Genomic DNA, 15199 nt, shown 5'->3' with positions numbered 1-15199 from the left:
CAGGTGTGTGGACCGGTGTTTGGGCGCTCCATTGATGATGAAGCCAGCGTGGTTTCATACACCTTGATGGAGTAACGATCATGGCCTATGCATCAAGCGCCGTTCAAGCTGGAACGCTCGACCCCACCTTTGCCGAAGGTGGGGTGCTGACGCTGCCCACCCGCGAATTAGGAGGCTACCGCACGTTAGCCATGCTGCCGCTAGCTGAAAACAAGCTACTGATCACCGTGCTCATACCGGAAAAACCCGGCGCTTTCGGACTGTCTAAAGTGAACGAGGATGGGTCGATCGATAGGGAGTTTGGTGGAGCCGGGACGGGCGTGGTGGAATTCTCCAAAGAAAATACATATGTGGACGAGATCGTCGACATCTGCGGCCTGAGCGATGGTGGATGGCTGGTGATGGGCGGATATGCATCGTTCGGTGATTCCGGCATTTATGTCGTGCGGTTCTTGGAAGATGGGCGGCTGAATACACTCTTTGGCGAGGACGGTGTGCGCTGGCTTCCGTTTCGTCTTGAGCCAAAGAGTGGAGGTATGGAAGATGGGCCGCTGACGTTTAGTTGGCGGGACCGAGAACCCTCCGCACAGGCTCCGCGATCTTCAGGCAATAATGGCTCTTCTGCGGTTGAGCAGCCGGATGGAAAGATCATTCTGCGCAATGTGGTCAATAGCGGCTCCGACGACCTATCGCACTGGGTGGTGCTTCGTCTTAACCCGGATGGCTCTACTGACGAAACGTTTAATGAGACTGGATCCGTGGTCATCGAGTTTCCAGGTGTGCCCCGTGTCGCTACCAGTGTCAAAGGTGTTGCCCTTCAATCAGATGGCAAGGTGTTAGTTTTCGGGGATTTTTTCCAAAACACTCTGGCTTCCAGTATTTATGTGGCGCGTCTGGATGCAACGGGACGTTTCGATACCAGTTTCAATGGCGGCGTCGGCGTTGTGACCGTTCCGAATCTTCATTATGCGAACGCGAATGCGATGGCGCTGAGAGAAAGCGACGACGCGATTGTTGTTGCAGGGGATTGTTGGCCCAATCCCGATCAAGGCTTCGACAGGCATGGTCTGATGTTCGTGTTAAGTCGCGATGGATTCTTCGATTTTGCTTTCAATAGCGGGCAGCCACTGTTCTCTAAGTTGGTGGATAAGGGGCATGACTGGTATCGCTGCGCATGGCAGGCAGACGGTTCCATCGTCGTCGCGGGCACTACCGGCAGGGGGGGTGTTGAGACGGGGGTGTTAGCGCTGACAGCGCGTTTGCGCTCTGATGGTTCGCTGGACCCGACCTTCAATGGCAGTGGTTTTGTGCGTTTTAACGAAGAAGGCTATGAGGCGACTGTCGAGGATATGGGGCTAATGCCTGACGGACGGATTGTCGTTGGCGGTTTTACGCGGCGACCCGGCGCCGTATATTGGGGCCGCACCTTTGGAAGCTGGTTCATACGCTACCTGGCTTGAATGGCTATGGATCGGTGGCGGGGGAAGCCAACTCCCCTGCCACAAAAAGCTCCACTCCCAACCTGCAATCAGTGGCTGAACTGCGAAGCCAGTTCCCGCAGCAGCACTTCAGCCTCAAGCACTTTGCTGACCACGTCGTTGGCCTTTTCCCGGGTCAAGCCCACGCGTTCGAGCAACGCGTCCGGGATTTCTTCATCCGGGCCGGAGCCGATGCTGCGGGCGCGCAGCAGGCGCACAGCCAGGCACACCAGGTTCGGGTAGGCGGCGTATTCGCCGTCGTAGTGCGGATCGTGCTGGAAGCGCAGGGCGGTGGCCAGTTCGTCGGGCATGTCCCAGTAGCGCATCAGCCAGGCGCCGATCTGTTCGCGGCTGATGCCCAGCAGGTGCTGTTCCACGTAGCTGTGGCACAGGTGCGGGTTGACCTCCAGGTGCCGGCAGATCAGCGAGAAGTGCGGCGGGAACACGTGGGCCAGCAGCAGATAACCGAAGTTGTGCAGCAGGCCGGAGAGGTAGGTCAGGCCGCCTTCGGGGCGCTGGGCGCGGGGCATGGCGCGGGTCAGGCCTTCGATGACGGCGGCGGTATAGATCGACTGGTGCCAGTACGGCGTGGTGTGTTGCGGGTGGTCCTTGGGCAAGCTGAGGGTCTTGCCCAAGGCCAGGCCCAGCGCCAGGTTGATCACCAGGTCGAAGCCCAGGACGCGGACGATGGCGTCCTCTACCGAGCGAATCTTGCCGGGCGAGGCGTAGTAGGGCGAGGCGGCCCAGCTCACCACTTGCGCGGCCAGGGCCGGGTCGGTTTCCACCACACCGGTGATGTCGTCGATGGTGGCGTCGGGGTCGACCCGCAGCTTGATGATCTTTTGCGCGGTTTCAGCCAGCGGCGGGATCTCGATGGTTTCTTCCAGCCGTTGCTGGATACGCCGGGCGGTGAACGCCTGTACGGCCTGGGTGATTTCCGCGCGGTCGTCGTGCGGGCGGTCCAGGTTGGGGGTGATGTTGCTCACGGCTTCGCCGAACGTCGCGGCGCTGGCCTTGGTGAGCATGGTCTTGAACGCTTCGCTGGTCACTTCCAGCAGCAGCCCCGGCTCGCCGGAGTTGATCAGCAGCTTCGGTTCGCGCAGCAGGCTTTCTTCGTACAGGCACGGTGAGCTGGTCAGTGCCGGCAGGCCGGGCAGCAGGCTCAGGCTGTGTTTGCCGAGCATGCGCTCCAGGCGTTCGGTCGGCACCGCCGTGAGCTTGCGACCGGTGAGTTCGGCCAGGCGATTGAGGTCCAGCAGCTGGCTTTGCGGAAACAGCACCATGAGCGCGCCAACGGCATCGTGCAGCAACACCGCCTGGACTTTGCGGGCAGGGTTCAGGCCGGGGTGTTCGAGTACTTCGTCATAGCCGATGCCCAATTTCTCGAGCAACAGCCGAATAACAGACGGAGCGTGCGGGGCTTCGGGGACGAGGGCAGCTTCTGTCATGGTCTGTATCCGTTTTCCTACAAGTTGGTCAGTATAACCAGCTTGTCCGGCACGCGGGTCTTGAAAACTGAGCGCGTGCTCACACTTGGCCGTATTGCTGCCCATGACGCAGCCAGCGATCCAGCAGCGGGCTGACGTGGTCGGGCCAGCGTTCCAGCAGGGCCTGGGCGGCGTCGCGTACGGCGGGGAGCAGATCGGCGTCGCGCATCAGGTCGGCTACCTTGAATTGAAGCAGACCCGTCTGGCGTGTGCCGAGCATTTCACCGGGGCCGCGCAATTCGAGGTCTTTTTCGGCGATGACGAAACCGTCGTTGGTTTCGCGCATGATCCCCAGCCGTTGGCGGCCGATCTGCGACAGCGGCGGGTGATAGAGCAAGACGCAATGGCTGGCGGCGCTGCCCCGGCCCACCCGGCCGCGCAGTTGGTGCAACTGCGCCAGGCCCAGGCGTTCGGGGTTCTCGATGATCATCAGGCTGGCGTTGGGCACGTCCACACCGACCTCGATCACCGTGGTGGCGACCAGCAATTGCAGGGCGCCGGCCTTGAATTCAGCCATCACCGCGGCTTTCTCGGCGGGTTTCATGCGGCCGTGGATCAGCCCGACCTTCAACTCGCCGAGGGCGGCGGTGAGGTCCTCAAAGGTGGTTTCGGCCGCCTGGCAGGTCAGTTCTTCCGACTCTTCGATCAATGTGCACACCCAATAGGCCTGCCGACCCTCGGCACAGGCGCTGCGCACGCGCTCGATCACCTCCACCCGTCGGGTATCGGTGACCAGCACGGTATTGACCGGCGTGCGGCCGGGGGGCAGTTCGTCGAGGATCGAGGTGTCGAGGTCGGCGTAGGCGCTCATTGCCAGAGTCCGCGGGATCGGCGTGGCGGTCATGATCAGTTGATGAGGGCACATCCGCCCGCCGACGCCTTTCTGCCGCAGGGCCAGGCGCTGTTGCACGCCGAAGCGGTGCTGTTCGTCGATGATCACCAGGGCCAGGTTCTTGAATTGCACTTCGTCCTGGAACAGCGCATGGGTGCCGACCACCATCGGTGCGCCTTCGGCGATCTGCGCCAGGGCGGCGGCGCGGTTCTTGCCCTTGAGCTTGCCGGCCAGCCAGGCGACTTCGATGCCCAGCGGTTCGAGCCAGCGCTGGAAGGTGATGAAATGTTGTTCGGCGAGGATTTCGGTGGGCGCCATCAACGCCACCTGATAACCGGCCTCCAAGGCTTGCAAGGCCGCAAGGGCGGCGACCACGGTCTTGCCGGCGCCGACATCGCCCTGGATCAGCCGCAGCATGGGCTCGGGCTGGCTCAGGTCGTAGGCGATTTCGTTGCCGACCCGTTGCTGGGCGCCCGTGGGAGTAAATCCGAGGTTGGCCAGGTAGCGGGCCGGCAGGTCCCTGGCCTTGGGCATGGCCGGGGCGCGCAGGGAACGCAGGCTTTCGCGCAGGCGTTGCTGGGACAGTTGATGGGTCAGCAGTTCTTCGAACGCCAGGCGGTGCTGGGCCCAGTGATGGCCGAGGGCGAGTTCGTCGACATCGGCGTCGGCAGGCGGATGGTGCAGGTAGCGGATCGCATCGGCCAACGGCGCCAGTTGATAATCCCGGGCCAGTTCCGTGGGCAGCCAGTCGGGCAGGCTGCTGGGGCCAAGCAATGTCAGGGTTTGCTGGCAGAGCTGGCGCAGGCGTTGCTGGGTCAGGCCTTCGGTGAGCGGATAGACCGGGGTCAGGGTTTCATCCACGGGCGGCGGTTCGTCGCCGGTAATGCTGCGGTATTCCGGGTGGTAGATCTCCAGCCCCGATGCTCCGGGCCGCGCCTCACCGTAGCAGCGCACGCGGGTACCGCGCTTGAGGCCTTCCTTCTGAGCATTGCTGAAGTGATAGAAGCGCAGGCTGAGCCCGCCAGTGCCGTCCTGCAGGCGCACCACCAGGCTGCGACGGCGGCCCATGACCACGTCGGCGCCGCTGACGGTGCCTTCGATCACCGCATCCTGCCCCGGGCGCAGATGGCCGATGGGCACCACGCGGGTGCGATCCTGATAGCGCAACGGCAGGTGAAACAGCAGGTCCTGGAGGTTTTCCAGGCCGACCTTGGCCAGTTTTTCGGCCATGGCTTCACCGACACCCTTGAGTGTCGTGACCGGCACTTTCGACAGCTCAGTCATGGCAGCGGCTTACTTGGCGGCAGGCGGCTTGGCCACGGAGCACAGGCGGATCGAGTCGGCGAGGATTTCGATGGCCTTGGGCCGCGGGAAACTGGCGCGCCAGGCGATGGCAACGGTGCGGAACGGAACGGGCGGCGTCAGCGGGCGGACTTCGATCACGCCGGGGGAGTAATGATGGCTGTCCACCGCCGACAGCGGCAGGATCGAAATGCCCAGGCCGGATGCGACCATGTGGCGAATGGTTTCCAGGGAGCTGGATTCCACCGTGGTGTGCTTGGCGCCTTCGCTGCCCTTGGTCAGGGTCGGGCAGGCTTCGAGCACCTGGTCGCGGAAGCAATGGCCTTCGCCGAGCAGCAGCAGGCTCTTGTCGTTGAGCAGGGCGGCGTCGATGGTTTTTTTCTGGGTCCAGGGGTGTTGAGCCGGCATCAGGACGTAGAACGGTTCGTCGTAGAGCGGCAGGGTCAGGACATCGGCTTCGTTGAACGGCAAGGCGATGATGATTGCGTCCAGCTCGCCGTTGCGCAGCTTGTCGCGCAGCACGTGGGTGAAGTTTTCTTCGATGTACAACGGCATCTGCGGGGCAACCCGGTGCAGTTGCGGAATCAGGTGCGGGAACAGATACGGGCCGACGGTGTAGATCGCGCCGACTTTCAGCGGGGCGGTCAGTTGGTTTTTGCCGGCCTGGGCCAGTTCGCGAATGCCTTGGGCCTGCTCCAGGACTTTCTGTGCCTGGGCAACGATGCCTTCGCCCACCGGGGTCAGGCGCACGGCGCTTTTGCTGCGCTCGAAAATCAGCACACCGAGTTCGTCTTCAAGCTTTTTCACACCCACCGACAGCGTCGGCTGGCTGACGTGACAGCGCTCGGCCGCATGGCCGAAATGCTGCTCTTGGGCGAGGGTCACGATGTAGCGTAATTCTGTGAGGGTCATGGCGAGCGTCCGTGAAGTTGCGAGCCAAGCATACCGGCTGCAATCGATAGACGCACGTTATCAGACTGGGGGCGCGGTGTGACACTGTCGAATGTCTGTGTGGACAGGGATTTATTTGAGAATGTGGAATTGTCTGTGGGAGCAAGGCTTGCCCGCGATGAAGTTAACGCGGTGCTCACTGGAACCGAGGTGCCTGTATCGCGAGCAAGCTTTGCTCCCACAGATGTCCTGGCTCCACAGATGTCTTTGCTGCGAATTACCTGGGCTCCAAAAACCTCGTTACTAGAAACAAGAAGCCCCTGTTACAGGGGCTTGCAAATTTGAGGTCAACGCCGGCGCTTGTCGATGGAGTACACAAACGGTGCCGTCAGTTCGATGGTGCCGTTGGTCAGCAGCTCCGCCGGTGGCTTGGGCAGCGGTTGGGCGCGGCGGATCATTTCCAGGGTGGCCCGGTCCAGCAACTCCGTGCCGGAACTGCCCACCAACTCGAATGACAGCACGTTGCCGTTGGCATCCACCACGAAACGCAGGCGGTTGGTGCCTTCCTTGTTCATTTGCTGGGCCCTGGGCGGGTACTTCTTGTACTTGCCCAAGTGCGCCAGCAGCGTGCCCTGCCAATTGGCCTTGGCGGCTGTTTGCGCAGGTGACGGGCCAGGCGCCGGTTGCGCGGACTTCTCGGTCGGTGCCTGGGTCGGCTGGGTGTCGCTCGGTTTCTGCTCCGACGGCTCTTCCTTCGGCGGCTCCGGCTTCTTCTCGACCACGGGCTTGGGTTTGGGCGGTTGAGGCTTGGGCTTGGGCTTGACCGGCTTGGGCACGGCGATTTCCGGCTTCGGCGCATCGGCAAGCTTAGGCAGCGGCAGCTCTTCCACCGGCTCGGGCGGTTGCGGCGGTGTGACGACTTTTGGCGGTGCCGGTGGCGGCGGGGCGGGCACTGGCGCCAGCTCGACCATCATCGCCTGGGGCGGCAATTCGATGGGCGGGCGCGAGGTCCAGTTCAGCGCCAGGGCGATGGCGAGCGCATGCACGCCCAGCACGACCACCAGGCTACCGCTGTAACGCGTCAGCTTTTGGCGCGTCGTGATCATTGCTTGGGCGCCGTCTCTAGGCCGACCAGGCCGACCTTCAGGTAGCCGGCGCTTCGTAGCGCGTCCATCACGCTCATCAGGTCGCCGTAGTCCACGCCTTTATCGGCCTGGAAGAAGATCGTCGTGTCTTTCTTGCCTTGGGTCTTGGCGTCGAGGGTCGCGCCGAGGGTATCGGCTTTGACCTCGTCCTCACCCAGGAACAGGCGTTGGTCGGCCTTGACGCTGAGGAACACCGGTTTTTCCGGCCGTGGCGAAGGCTTGGCCGTCGACGCCGGCAGGTCGACTTTGATGTCCACGGTGGCCAGCGGGGCGGCCACCATGAAGATGATCAACAGCACCAGCATCACGTCGATGAACGGCGTGACGTTGATTTCGTGGTTCTCGGCCAGATCGTCGTCTGCGCCTTCTTTCAAATGCAGGCCCATGGCCGATTACCCCACTTTCACCATGTGCGGTTGCGCGCCGCGCTCGGGCGGCAGATGGTCGAGGTCGCGGCTGACCAACAGCAGGACTTCGGCCGAAGCGTCGGAGACTTGGGCCTTGTAGCCGGCAATGGAGCGGGCGAAGACGTTGTAGATCACCACGGCTGGAATGGCCGCGACCAGGCCCAATGCCGTTGCCAGCAGGGCTTCGGCGATGCCGGGGGCGACGACGGCGAGGTTGGTGGTCTGGGTCTTGGCGATGCCGATGAAGCTGTTCATGATGCCCCAAACGGTGCCGAACAGGCCGACGAAGGGGGCAGTGGAACCGATGGTGGCGAGCACGCCGGTGCCACTGCTCATGTTGCGACCGCAGGCGGCAACCAGGCGCTCAAGACGGAAGCTCACGCGTTCCTTGATGCCTTCCTTCTCGCGGCTGTTGGCCGACAGGCGCATCTCTTCGAGTGCGTCATGCACCAGCAGGTTGGCGAGGGTGCCTTCCTTGGCGGCGGTGGCGCTGGCTTCCTTGAGGGTGGCGGCTTTTTTCAGGGCGGCGATTTCACCGCGCAAGCGACGCTTGGCCCCCAACAGCTCGAAGCCTTTGGCAATCCAGATGGTCCAGGTGATGATCGAGGCGATGGCCAGGCCGATCATCACGATCTTGACGATGATGTCGGCGTTTTTGTACATGCCCCATGGCGACAGGTCGTGGGCCATGCCCAGGGTGTTGTCGGCTTCGAGCACTTCAGGTGCCTGGGCCTCGACGGCTTGGGCCGGATCGGTGGCTACCGGCGTCGCAACGGGAGCGGCCGGGTCCGTCGGTGCCTGGGCGGCAGCAGGTGCGGCGGTCGGGGTTGTGGCTGGGGGCGTGGCGGGCGTCTGTGCATCAGCGAACGCGGCGGCAGGTGCCAGCAGCAGGCTGAATAGCAAGGCGGCTACCGTGCTCCAGGCACGAGGTCGATTGGTTGGCGAAGCGGGGGATAGAGAGCGTTTCATGCTGGCCGGACCTGAGAAAAAAAGAAGGTTGATGCTCTTCCAGGCCTCGTGGGCCGAGAACAAAAGTGGCGAGCATTATTGCAAGTAATTCTTGTTAACAAAAGTAATACAGTAACTTTTTTTCTCACATGGCTAGCCGCTCATCCCCTACGGAGGCTAGTCTGCGGCTTTGCCAGAGGAGTTTTTAATGTCCGCGCCTTCTGTTTTGATTGCCGGCTGCGGTGATATCGGCGGCCGCCTGGCCCGCCAATTATTGGCCGAACGTTGGCAAGTCCATGGCTTGCGGCGTACGGTTTCGAGCCTGCCGACCGGCGTCATCGGGGTGGCAGGGGATTTGTTCAGCGAGCAATGCCCCGTTGATTGGCCCATCGGTCCGCTGGACTACCTGGTGTACAGCGCCGCCGCCACCGACCACGACGAGGCGGGCTATCGCACGGCTTATGTCGAAGGGTTGCAGCATGTGTTGGGCTGGTTGAAGCAGCATGGCCAGCGGCCCAAGCGCCTGTTGTTTGTGTCCAGCAGCAGTGTTTATGGGCAGCAGCAGGGCGAGTGGGTGGATGAAACTTCGCCTACCGTGGCCGGCGGTTATTCCGGTCGGCTGATGCTTGAAGCCGAACAAATCGCCCTGGACAGTGGCATCCCGGCCAGTCGCGTGCGCCTGACCGGCATCTATGGGCCGGGTCGGGAGTGGTTGCTGAGCCAGGTGCGCCAAGGTTATCGCGTGGTGATCGACCCGCCGCTGTACGCCAATCGTATCCATGCCGACGATGCCGCCGGCTTGCTGGCGTTTCTGCTGGAGGCTGATCGCCAGGGCCAGGTGTTGGACGATTGCTACATCGGCGTCGATGACGCCCCCGCGCCACTGGCCGAAGTGGTGGGCTGGTTGCGGGAATACATGGGGGTTACCGAGTGGGCCGAAGACGCCAGCGTGCGTCGCGCCGGCAGCAAGCGCTGCAGCAATGCCCGGGCGAAGGCCTTGGGGTGGACGCCGCGTTATCCGAGTTTTCGCGAGGGGTATGCGGCGATTCTGGAAGGGCGTTGCTGACTTACAGCCACCCCAAAACAAACTGTTGGAGCGAGCCTGTGGGAGCAAAGCTTGCTCGCGATGACGTCGCTACATACAACACTTCTGTTGGCTGTAAAACCGCTATCGCGAGCAAGCTTTGCTCCCACAGGCTCGCTCCCACATTAGGGAGTTCGGGTTACTGCTTTTCAAGCACCCACTTGCGATCACCCGGTGTGAATGACGGCATTTCATCGGCCAGCGCGGCATTCACGGTCTGGAAAATTTCCAGCTTCTTGCCGTCGCGAGCGAAGATCCAGGTGTTGCCCTGGCCGTTCTGTTGCAGCCAGATGTTGTCGTTGCCGCCACTCATGGAGGCGCAATCGCCCGCCAGGCATAAGGCGTAGCGATCGGCGCCGGGCAGGCCGCTGACCTGGCCGTCAGGCTGGAATTGCACGGTGGCGCCTTGGCCGGGGCCGTTGACGATGTTCCAGGTGCCACCGAGGTAGGCGGCATACAGCGCCCGTTCGAAACTGGCGCCGATGGGTGCGCCTTCCGGCACCTGGACTTGCGCACGGTCGAACACCTGCTGCGGTTCGTTCTCGGTAGCCGCCTGGCTCAACTGGTCGCCGTCACGCTTGAGTTCGCTGGCGGAGCTGCCGTAAAAGTCGACTTTCCAGGCGCCGTCTTCTTCGCCCAGCAACTTGCCTTCGACGTTTTCAAAGCCGTTGGTGTAGCGCGCCTGGCCGGCCCGGGTGTTGACGTCCCATTCCAGGTTAGGGCCATAGCCTTGCAGCGCTTCGCGCAGCGGGCCGCCTTTGGCTGCAGCGTCGATGGCCGCCTGGTTGATCCAGGTGCCGCTGATGTCACGGTCGGCAGGGTCGCTGGCGCAACCGCCCAGAAAGAGGGCGAGCAGCGAGAGAGCAAGCGCTTTGCGCATGGTGGAATCCTTTCAAGACGAAAACGGCGCAGCGGGGGAGGCTGCGCCGACCTTATTACTCGATGACCAGGATGGCATCCATCTCGACCTGCGCGCCCTTTGGCAGGGCCGCCACGCCAATGGCGGCGCGGGCAGGGTAAGGCTGATCGAAGTACTTGCCCATGATCTCGTTGACCTTGGCGAAGTGGCTCAGGTCGGTGAGGAAGATGTTGAGCTTGACGATGTCCTTGAACGAACCGCCAGCAGCTTCGGCCACGGCCTTGAGGTTTTCGAACACCTGCACGGTCTGGGCCTCGAAGCCTTCCACCAGCTCCATGGTTTTCGGGTCCAGTGGGATCTGGCCCGACATGTACACGGTGTTGCCGGCCTTGATCGCCTGGGAGTAAGTACCGATGGCGGCCGGGGCCTTGTCGCTGGTGATTACAGTCTTGGTCATTGATGACTCCTTGTAAGCAATAGGGCTGTTGAGGCGCTATGCGCGCATCCGAGTGATGCGGATAACGCCGGTCAGGGCGCGCAGTTTCTTGATCACGCGGGCCAGGTGCACACGGTCGTGCACGCTGACCACCAATTGGACGACGCTGATGCGGCCATCGCGCTCGTCCATGCTGATTTTTTCGATATTGCCGTCGGCGGCGTTGACGCTGCTGGCCAGCAGGGCGATCAGGCCACGCTGGTGTTCCAGCTCGACCCGCAACTCGACATTAAATTCGCCGGTGACATCCTTGGCCCAGGAGAGCTGGATGCATTTTTCCGGGTTGTGGCGGATTTCGCTGATGTTGCGGCAGTTGTCCAGGTGCACCACCATCCCCTTGCCGGCGGACAGGTGGCCGACAATCGGGTCGCCCGGGATCGGCGTGCAACACTTGGCATAGCTGAGCACCAGGCCTTCGGTGCCGCGAATCGCCAGCGGGCCTTCGGGGCTTGGCAGCTGTTCGCCTTCGCCAAGCAGGCGGCGGGCGACGACATAGGCCATGCGATTGCCCAGGCCGATGTCTTCGAGCAGGTCTTCGATCAATTCGAGGCGGTATTCGTGGAGCATCACTTGCACGCGCTCGCCTGGAATCTTGTCCAGGGAGCTGTCGAAGCCGTTCAGGACCTTGTTCAACAGGCGTTCGCCGAGGCTGATGGATTCGGAGCGGCGTTGCAGCTTCAGCGCGTGACGAATGTGCGTGCGGGCCTTACCGGTGACCACGAAGTTGAGCCACGCCGGGTTGGGCCGTGCGCCGGGGGCGCTGACGATCTCCACCGTGGAGCCGCTTTGCAGCGGCTCGGACAACGGTGCCAGGCGACGGTTGATGCGACAGGCGATGCAGCTGTTGCCGACGTCGGTGTGCACCGCATAGGCGAAGTCCACGGCCGTGGAGCCTTTGGGCAGCTCCATGATCCGGCCTTTGGGCGTGAACACGTAGACCTCGTCCGGGAACAGGTCGATCTTCACGCTCTCGATGAATTCCAGGGAGTTGCCGGCGCGCTGCTGCATTTCCAGCACACCCTTGACCCATTGCCGGGCGCGGGCGTGGGTACTCTTGGGTTGTTCGTCGCCGCTGGATTTGTAGAGCCAGTGGGCGGCGATGCCGTTGTTGGCCATCTCTTCCATTTCGCGGGTGCGGATCTGGATTTCGATCGGGACGCCGTGCATGCCGAACAGCGTGGTGTGCAGCGATTGGTAGCCGTTGGCCTTGGGGATCGCGATGTAATCCTTGAAGCGCCCCGGCAACGGTTTGTACAAATTATGTACAGCACCGAGCACGCGATAACAGGTATCGACCTTGTCGACGATGATCCGGAACGCGTAGACGTCCATGATCTCGTTGAAGGCCCGACGCTTTCCGCGCATTTTCTTGTAGATGCCGTAGAGGTGTTTCTGTCGCCCGCTGACTTCGCCTTCGATGCCGTCGATGGCCAGGCAGTGGCTCAGGGACTCTTCGATCTTGTTGACGATTTCCTTGCGGTTGCCCCGGGCGCGCTTGACGGCCTGGTTGATTCGCGCCGAACGCATCGGGTGCATGGCCTTGAAGCCCAGGTCTTCGAACTCGATGCGGATCGCGTGCATGCCCAGGCGGTTGGCGATGGGCGCATAGATTTCCAGGGTTTCCTTGGCGATGCGCCGGCGTTTTTCGCCGGAGAGTACTTCCAGGGTGCGCATGTTGTGCAGGCGGTCGGCGAGCTTGACCAGGATCACGCGGATGTCGCGCGCCATGGCCATGGCCATTTTCTGGAAGTTTTCGGCCTGGGCCTCGGCCTTGGTCTCGAAGTTCATCTGGGTCAGCTTGCTGACCCCGTCGACCAGTTCGGCCACGGTTTCGCCGAACTGCGCTTGCAGCGCTTCCTTGGCAATGCCGGTGTCTTCGATCACGTCATGCAGCATCGCCGCCATCAGGCTCTGATGGTCCATGTGCATGTCGGCAAGAATATTCGCCACCGCAAGAGGATGCGTGACGTACGCTTCGCCGCTGCGGCGGCGTTGGCCGTCGTGGGCTTGTTCAGCGTAGAAATAGGCTCGGCGGACCAGGTTGACCTGGTCCGTGCCGAGGTAGGCCGATAAGCGATCGGCGAGGGCGTCTATGCTCGGCATGATGATGACTCCTGCCGTTTGCTGTGACCCCGCGCCGTGCTACGTCGACCAGGCATAGGCTTAGACCGCCTCGTTGGACTCGTCCTCGAACGCTGCGAACAGCGGTTCGTCTTCGACGATTTCAGCGTTGGCGATGAACTCGTAGCTCATCAGGCCTTCGGCGATTTCACGCAGCGCTACCACGGTAGGCTTGTCGTTTTCCCACTGGACCAATGGCTCTTTGCCGCCGGTGGCCAGTTGACGGGCACGCTTGGTAGAGAGCATGACCAGCTCAAAGCGGTTTTCCACGTGTTCTAGGCAGTCTTCAACGGTTACGCGGGCCATGGTATTCCTCGGAGCGAATGCAATATGCGCGCTGCCCGGTTGGGCGAGCGGACTCGACAGTTTAAAAAAACACCAGCGTTTAGGGAAGCGCTGATTTTTTAACCAAACCCCTCGGCGCGCTGCGACTACCAATGTAAAGCCGTCGCAGCGGTTTTGGGAAGGGCTGATCAGCCCAACAATTCGGCCAATAATTTACCGAAACGTTGCTGCTGGCGTTTCTGTTGCAGCTGGCTGGCGCGGAAAATCGCCTTCAGGTCGTCCAGTGCGTGGGCGAAATCGTCGTTGATGATCAGGTAATCGTAGTCGACGTAGTGGCTCATTTCGCTGACCGCTTCGCGCATCCGGCCTTCGATGATTTCGTCACTGTCCTGGCCGCGGTTGGTCAGGCGCTGGCGCAACGCCTGCTGGCTCGGCGGCAGGATGAAGATCGAGCGGGCCTGGGGCATCAGCTTGCGCACCTGCTCGGCGCCTTGCCAGTCGATTTCCAGGATCAGGTCGTGGCCTTCGTCGAGGGTCTGCTGCAAGTAGCTTTGCGAAGTGCCGTAGAGGTTGCCGAAGACTTCGGCGCGCTCCAGGAAGTCGCCGTGCTCGGCCATCTTCACGAACTCTTCGCGGTCGACGAAGTGATAGTTCACGCCATTCACTTCCCCCGGGCGCATGGCACGGGTGGTGTGCGAGACCGAGACGCGAATTTGCGGCTCGGCGTCGATCAACGCCTTGACCAGGCTGGTCTTGCCGGCGCCCGAGGGCGCGGAAATGATGTAAGAGAGTGCCGGTGCTGTGGGTCATGTCGGGTTAGCCTTACTCAATGTTCTGCACTTGTTCGCGCATTTGCTCGATCAACACCTTGAGGTTGACCGCTGCCTGGGTGCTGCGCGGGTCAAAGGCTTTGGAGCCCAGTGTATTGGCTTCGCGGTTGAGCTCCTGCATCAGGAAGTCGAGGCGGCGACCGGCCGCGCCGCCGGACTTGAGCACCCGGCGAACTTCGATGATGTGGGGTGCTCAGGCGATCCAGTTCTTCGGCCACGTCGCTCTTTTGCGCGAGCATGACCATTTCCTGTTCCAGGCGTTGCGGATCCAGCTCGGCCTTCATGTCGGCGAAGCGGTCGAGGACTTTCTGGCGCTGGGTGGCGAGCATCTGTGGGACCAGCTCGCGCAGGGTGCTGACGTCTTCTTCGATGGAGGTCAGGCGCTCGTTGATCAGCCGGGCCAGCTCCGCGCCTTCACGCTCGCGACCGGCCTTGAGTTCTTGCAAGCCTTGGTTGAACAGTGCCAGCGCCTCGGCGTTCAGCGCTTGCGGGTCGCTCGCGTCACCCACCAGCACGCCGGGCCAGGCCAGGACTTCCAGCGGGTTCAGGGCTGCCGGATTCTTGATCAGGCTGGCGACGGTTTCGGCGGCGGCGACCAATTGCGCGGCGCGCTCGCGGTCCACTTGCAGGGCTTTGCCGGTGCTTTCTTCGGTGAAACGCAGGGTGCATTCCAGCTTGCCCCGGGACAAGCCCTGGCGCAGCGCTTCGCGCACTCCGCCTTCCAGGTCGCGGAAGGACTCGGGCAGGCGCAGGTGCGGCTCCAGGTAACGGCTGTTGACCGAGCGCAGTTCCCAGCTCAGCGTGCCTTGGGCACCGGCTTTTTCGACGCGGGCGAAGGCGGTCATGCTGTGCACCATGGAGGTTCCTCGCAATGCAGGCCGGCACGACGGTGGTCGTGGGCCTGGGATCTGTAGATAAAAGCCCGAGGGCAGCAAAGGCGCAGGATTGTAGCGCAGTGGGACGCAAGCGCCCAAACAGCTCCGGCAACAAAGCGCTGCAGCCCGTCGGCCGGGGTTTTGAGCGCGCTCACCTGC

The 15199-nt window shown here is 62.3% G+C and carries 12 protein-coding genes and 2 pseudogenes; 2 read left to right on the top strand and 12 right to left on the bottom strand.

Annotation, left to right across the window (positions count from 1 at the left end; all coding sequences use genetic code 11):
- The first annotated feature begins 80 nt into the window (after positions 1-80).
- Complete coding sequence (locus PSH84_RS27990; protein ID WP_305482062.1) at positions 81-1460, top strand: NHL repeat-containing protein; 1380 nt, start codon at positions 81-83, stop codon at positions 1458-1460.
- Between the two features lie 68 nt (positions 1461-1528).
- Here PSH84_RS27990 and PSH84_RS27985 read toward each other — a convergent pair whose 3' ends face one another.
- The 6 genes from PSH84_RS27985 to exbB all read right to left on the bottom strand — a co-directional run bounded on the left by PSH84_RS27985 (position 1529) and on the right by exbB (position 8511).
- On the bottom strand, positions 1529-2926 hold the full coding sequence (locus PSH84_RS27985) for an aminoacyl-tRNA deacylase and HDOD domain-containing protein (RefSeq protein WP_122567573.1): 1398 nt from the start codon (positions 2924-2926) through the stop codon (positions 1529-1531).
- A gap of 79 nt (positions 2927-3005) precedes the next feature.
- Entirely contained in the window at positions 3006-5081 is a 2076-nt protein-coding gene (gene recG / locus PSH84_RS27980; RefSeq protein ID WP_305468832.1) for an ATP-dependent DNA helicase RecG, read from the bottom strand.
- Positions 5082-5090: 9 nt separating this feature from the next.
- Positions 5091-6011, bottom strand: coding sequence for a hydrogen peroxide-inducible genes activator (locus PSH84_RS27975; protein ID WP_122567571.1), 921 nt, complete (start codon positions 6009-6011; stop codon positions 5091-5093).
- Between the two features lie 326 nt (positions 6012-6337).
- Positions 6338-7096, bottom strand: coding sequence for an energy transducer TonB (locus tag PSH84_RS27970; protein WP_305468831.1), 759 nt, complete (start codon positions 7094-7096; stop codon positions 6338-6340).
- A complete protein-coding gene (gene exbD / locus PSH84_RS27965; protein WP_122567569.1) occupies positions 7093-7521 on the bottom strand; it encodes a TonB system transport protein ExbD in 429 nt (142 codons plus the stop codon). Before exbD ends, PSH84_RS27970 begins: the two co-directional genes overlap by 4 nt.
- Before the next feature lie 6 nt (positions 7522-7527).
- Complete coding sequence (exbB, locus tag PSH84_RS27960) at positions 7528-8511, bottom strand: tonB-system energizer ExbB (protein WP_122567826.1); 984 nt, start codon at positions 8509-8511, stop codon at positions 7528-7530.
- Between the two features lie 187 nt (positions 8512-8698).
- On the opposite strand from exbB, the gene PSH84_RS27955 reads away from it, so the two are divergent.
- On the top strand, positions 8699-9556 hold the full coding sequence (locus PSH84_RS27955; RefSeq protein WP_305468830.1) for an SDR family oxidoreductase: 858 nt from the start codon (positions 8699-8701) through the stop codon (positions 9554-9556).
- A 157-nt stretch (positions 9557-9713) separates the two neighbouring features.
- Here the strand turns inward: PSH84_RS27955 and PSH84_RS27950 are convergent, their stop codons facing one another.
- From PSH84_RS27950 to PSH84_RS27925, 6 genes and pseudogenes are all read right to left on the bottom strand, one after another.
- Positions 9714-10454, bottom strand: coding sequence for a hypothetical protein (locus tag PSH84_RS27950; protein WP_122567567.1), 741 nt, complete (start codon positions 10452-10454; stop codon positions 9714-9716).
- Between the two features lie 55 nt (positions 10455-10509).
- Positions 10510-10890 carry a RidA family protein gene (locus PSH84_RS27945; RefSeq protein WP_014340863.1) on the bottom strand — a complete coding sequence of 127 codons (381 nt, stop codon included), beginning with the start codon at positions 10888-10890 and terminating at the stop codon, positions 10510-10512.
- A gap of 36 nt (positions 10891-10926) precedes the next feature.
- Positions 10927-13032 carry a bifunctional GTP diphosphokinase/guanosine-3',5'-bis pyrophosphate 3'-pyrophosphohydrolase gene (gene spoT / locus PSH84_RS27940; RefSeq protein WP_053126562.1) on the bottom strand — a complete coding sequence of 702 codons (2106 nt, stop codon included), beginning with the start codon at positions 13030-13032 and terminating at the stop codon, positions 10927-10929.
- A 60-nt stretch (positions 13033-13092) separates the two neighbouring features.
- Positions 13093-13356 carry a DNA-directed RNA polymerase subunit omega gene (gene rpoZ, locus PSH84_RS27935; protein WP_003177259.1) on the bottom strand — a complete coding sequence of 88 codons (264 nt, stop codon included), beginning with the start codon at positions 13354-13356 and terminating at the stop codon, positions 13093-13095.
- Positions 13357-13523: 167 nt separating this feature from the next.
- A pseudogene (gene gmk, locus PSH84_RS27930) lies at positions 13524-14145 on the bottom strand (guanylate kinase).
- Positions 14146-14157: 12 nt separating this feature from the next.
- A pseudogene (locus PSH84_RS27925) lies at positions 14158-15022 on the bottom strand (YicC/YloC family endoribonuclease).
- Positions 15023-15199: the final 177 nt, after the last annotated feature.

Source organism: Pseudomonas beijingensis, assembly GCF_030687295.1.
Lineage (GTDB): Bacteria > Pseudomonadota > Gammaproteobacteria > Pseudomonadales > Pseudomonadaceae > Aquipseudomonas > Aquipseudomonas beijingensis.
This window is presented reverse-complemented; position numbering and strand designations above follow the sequence as displayed.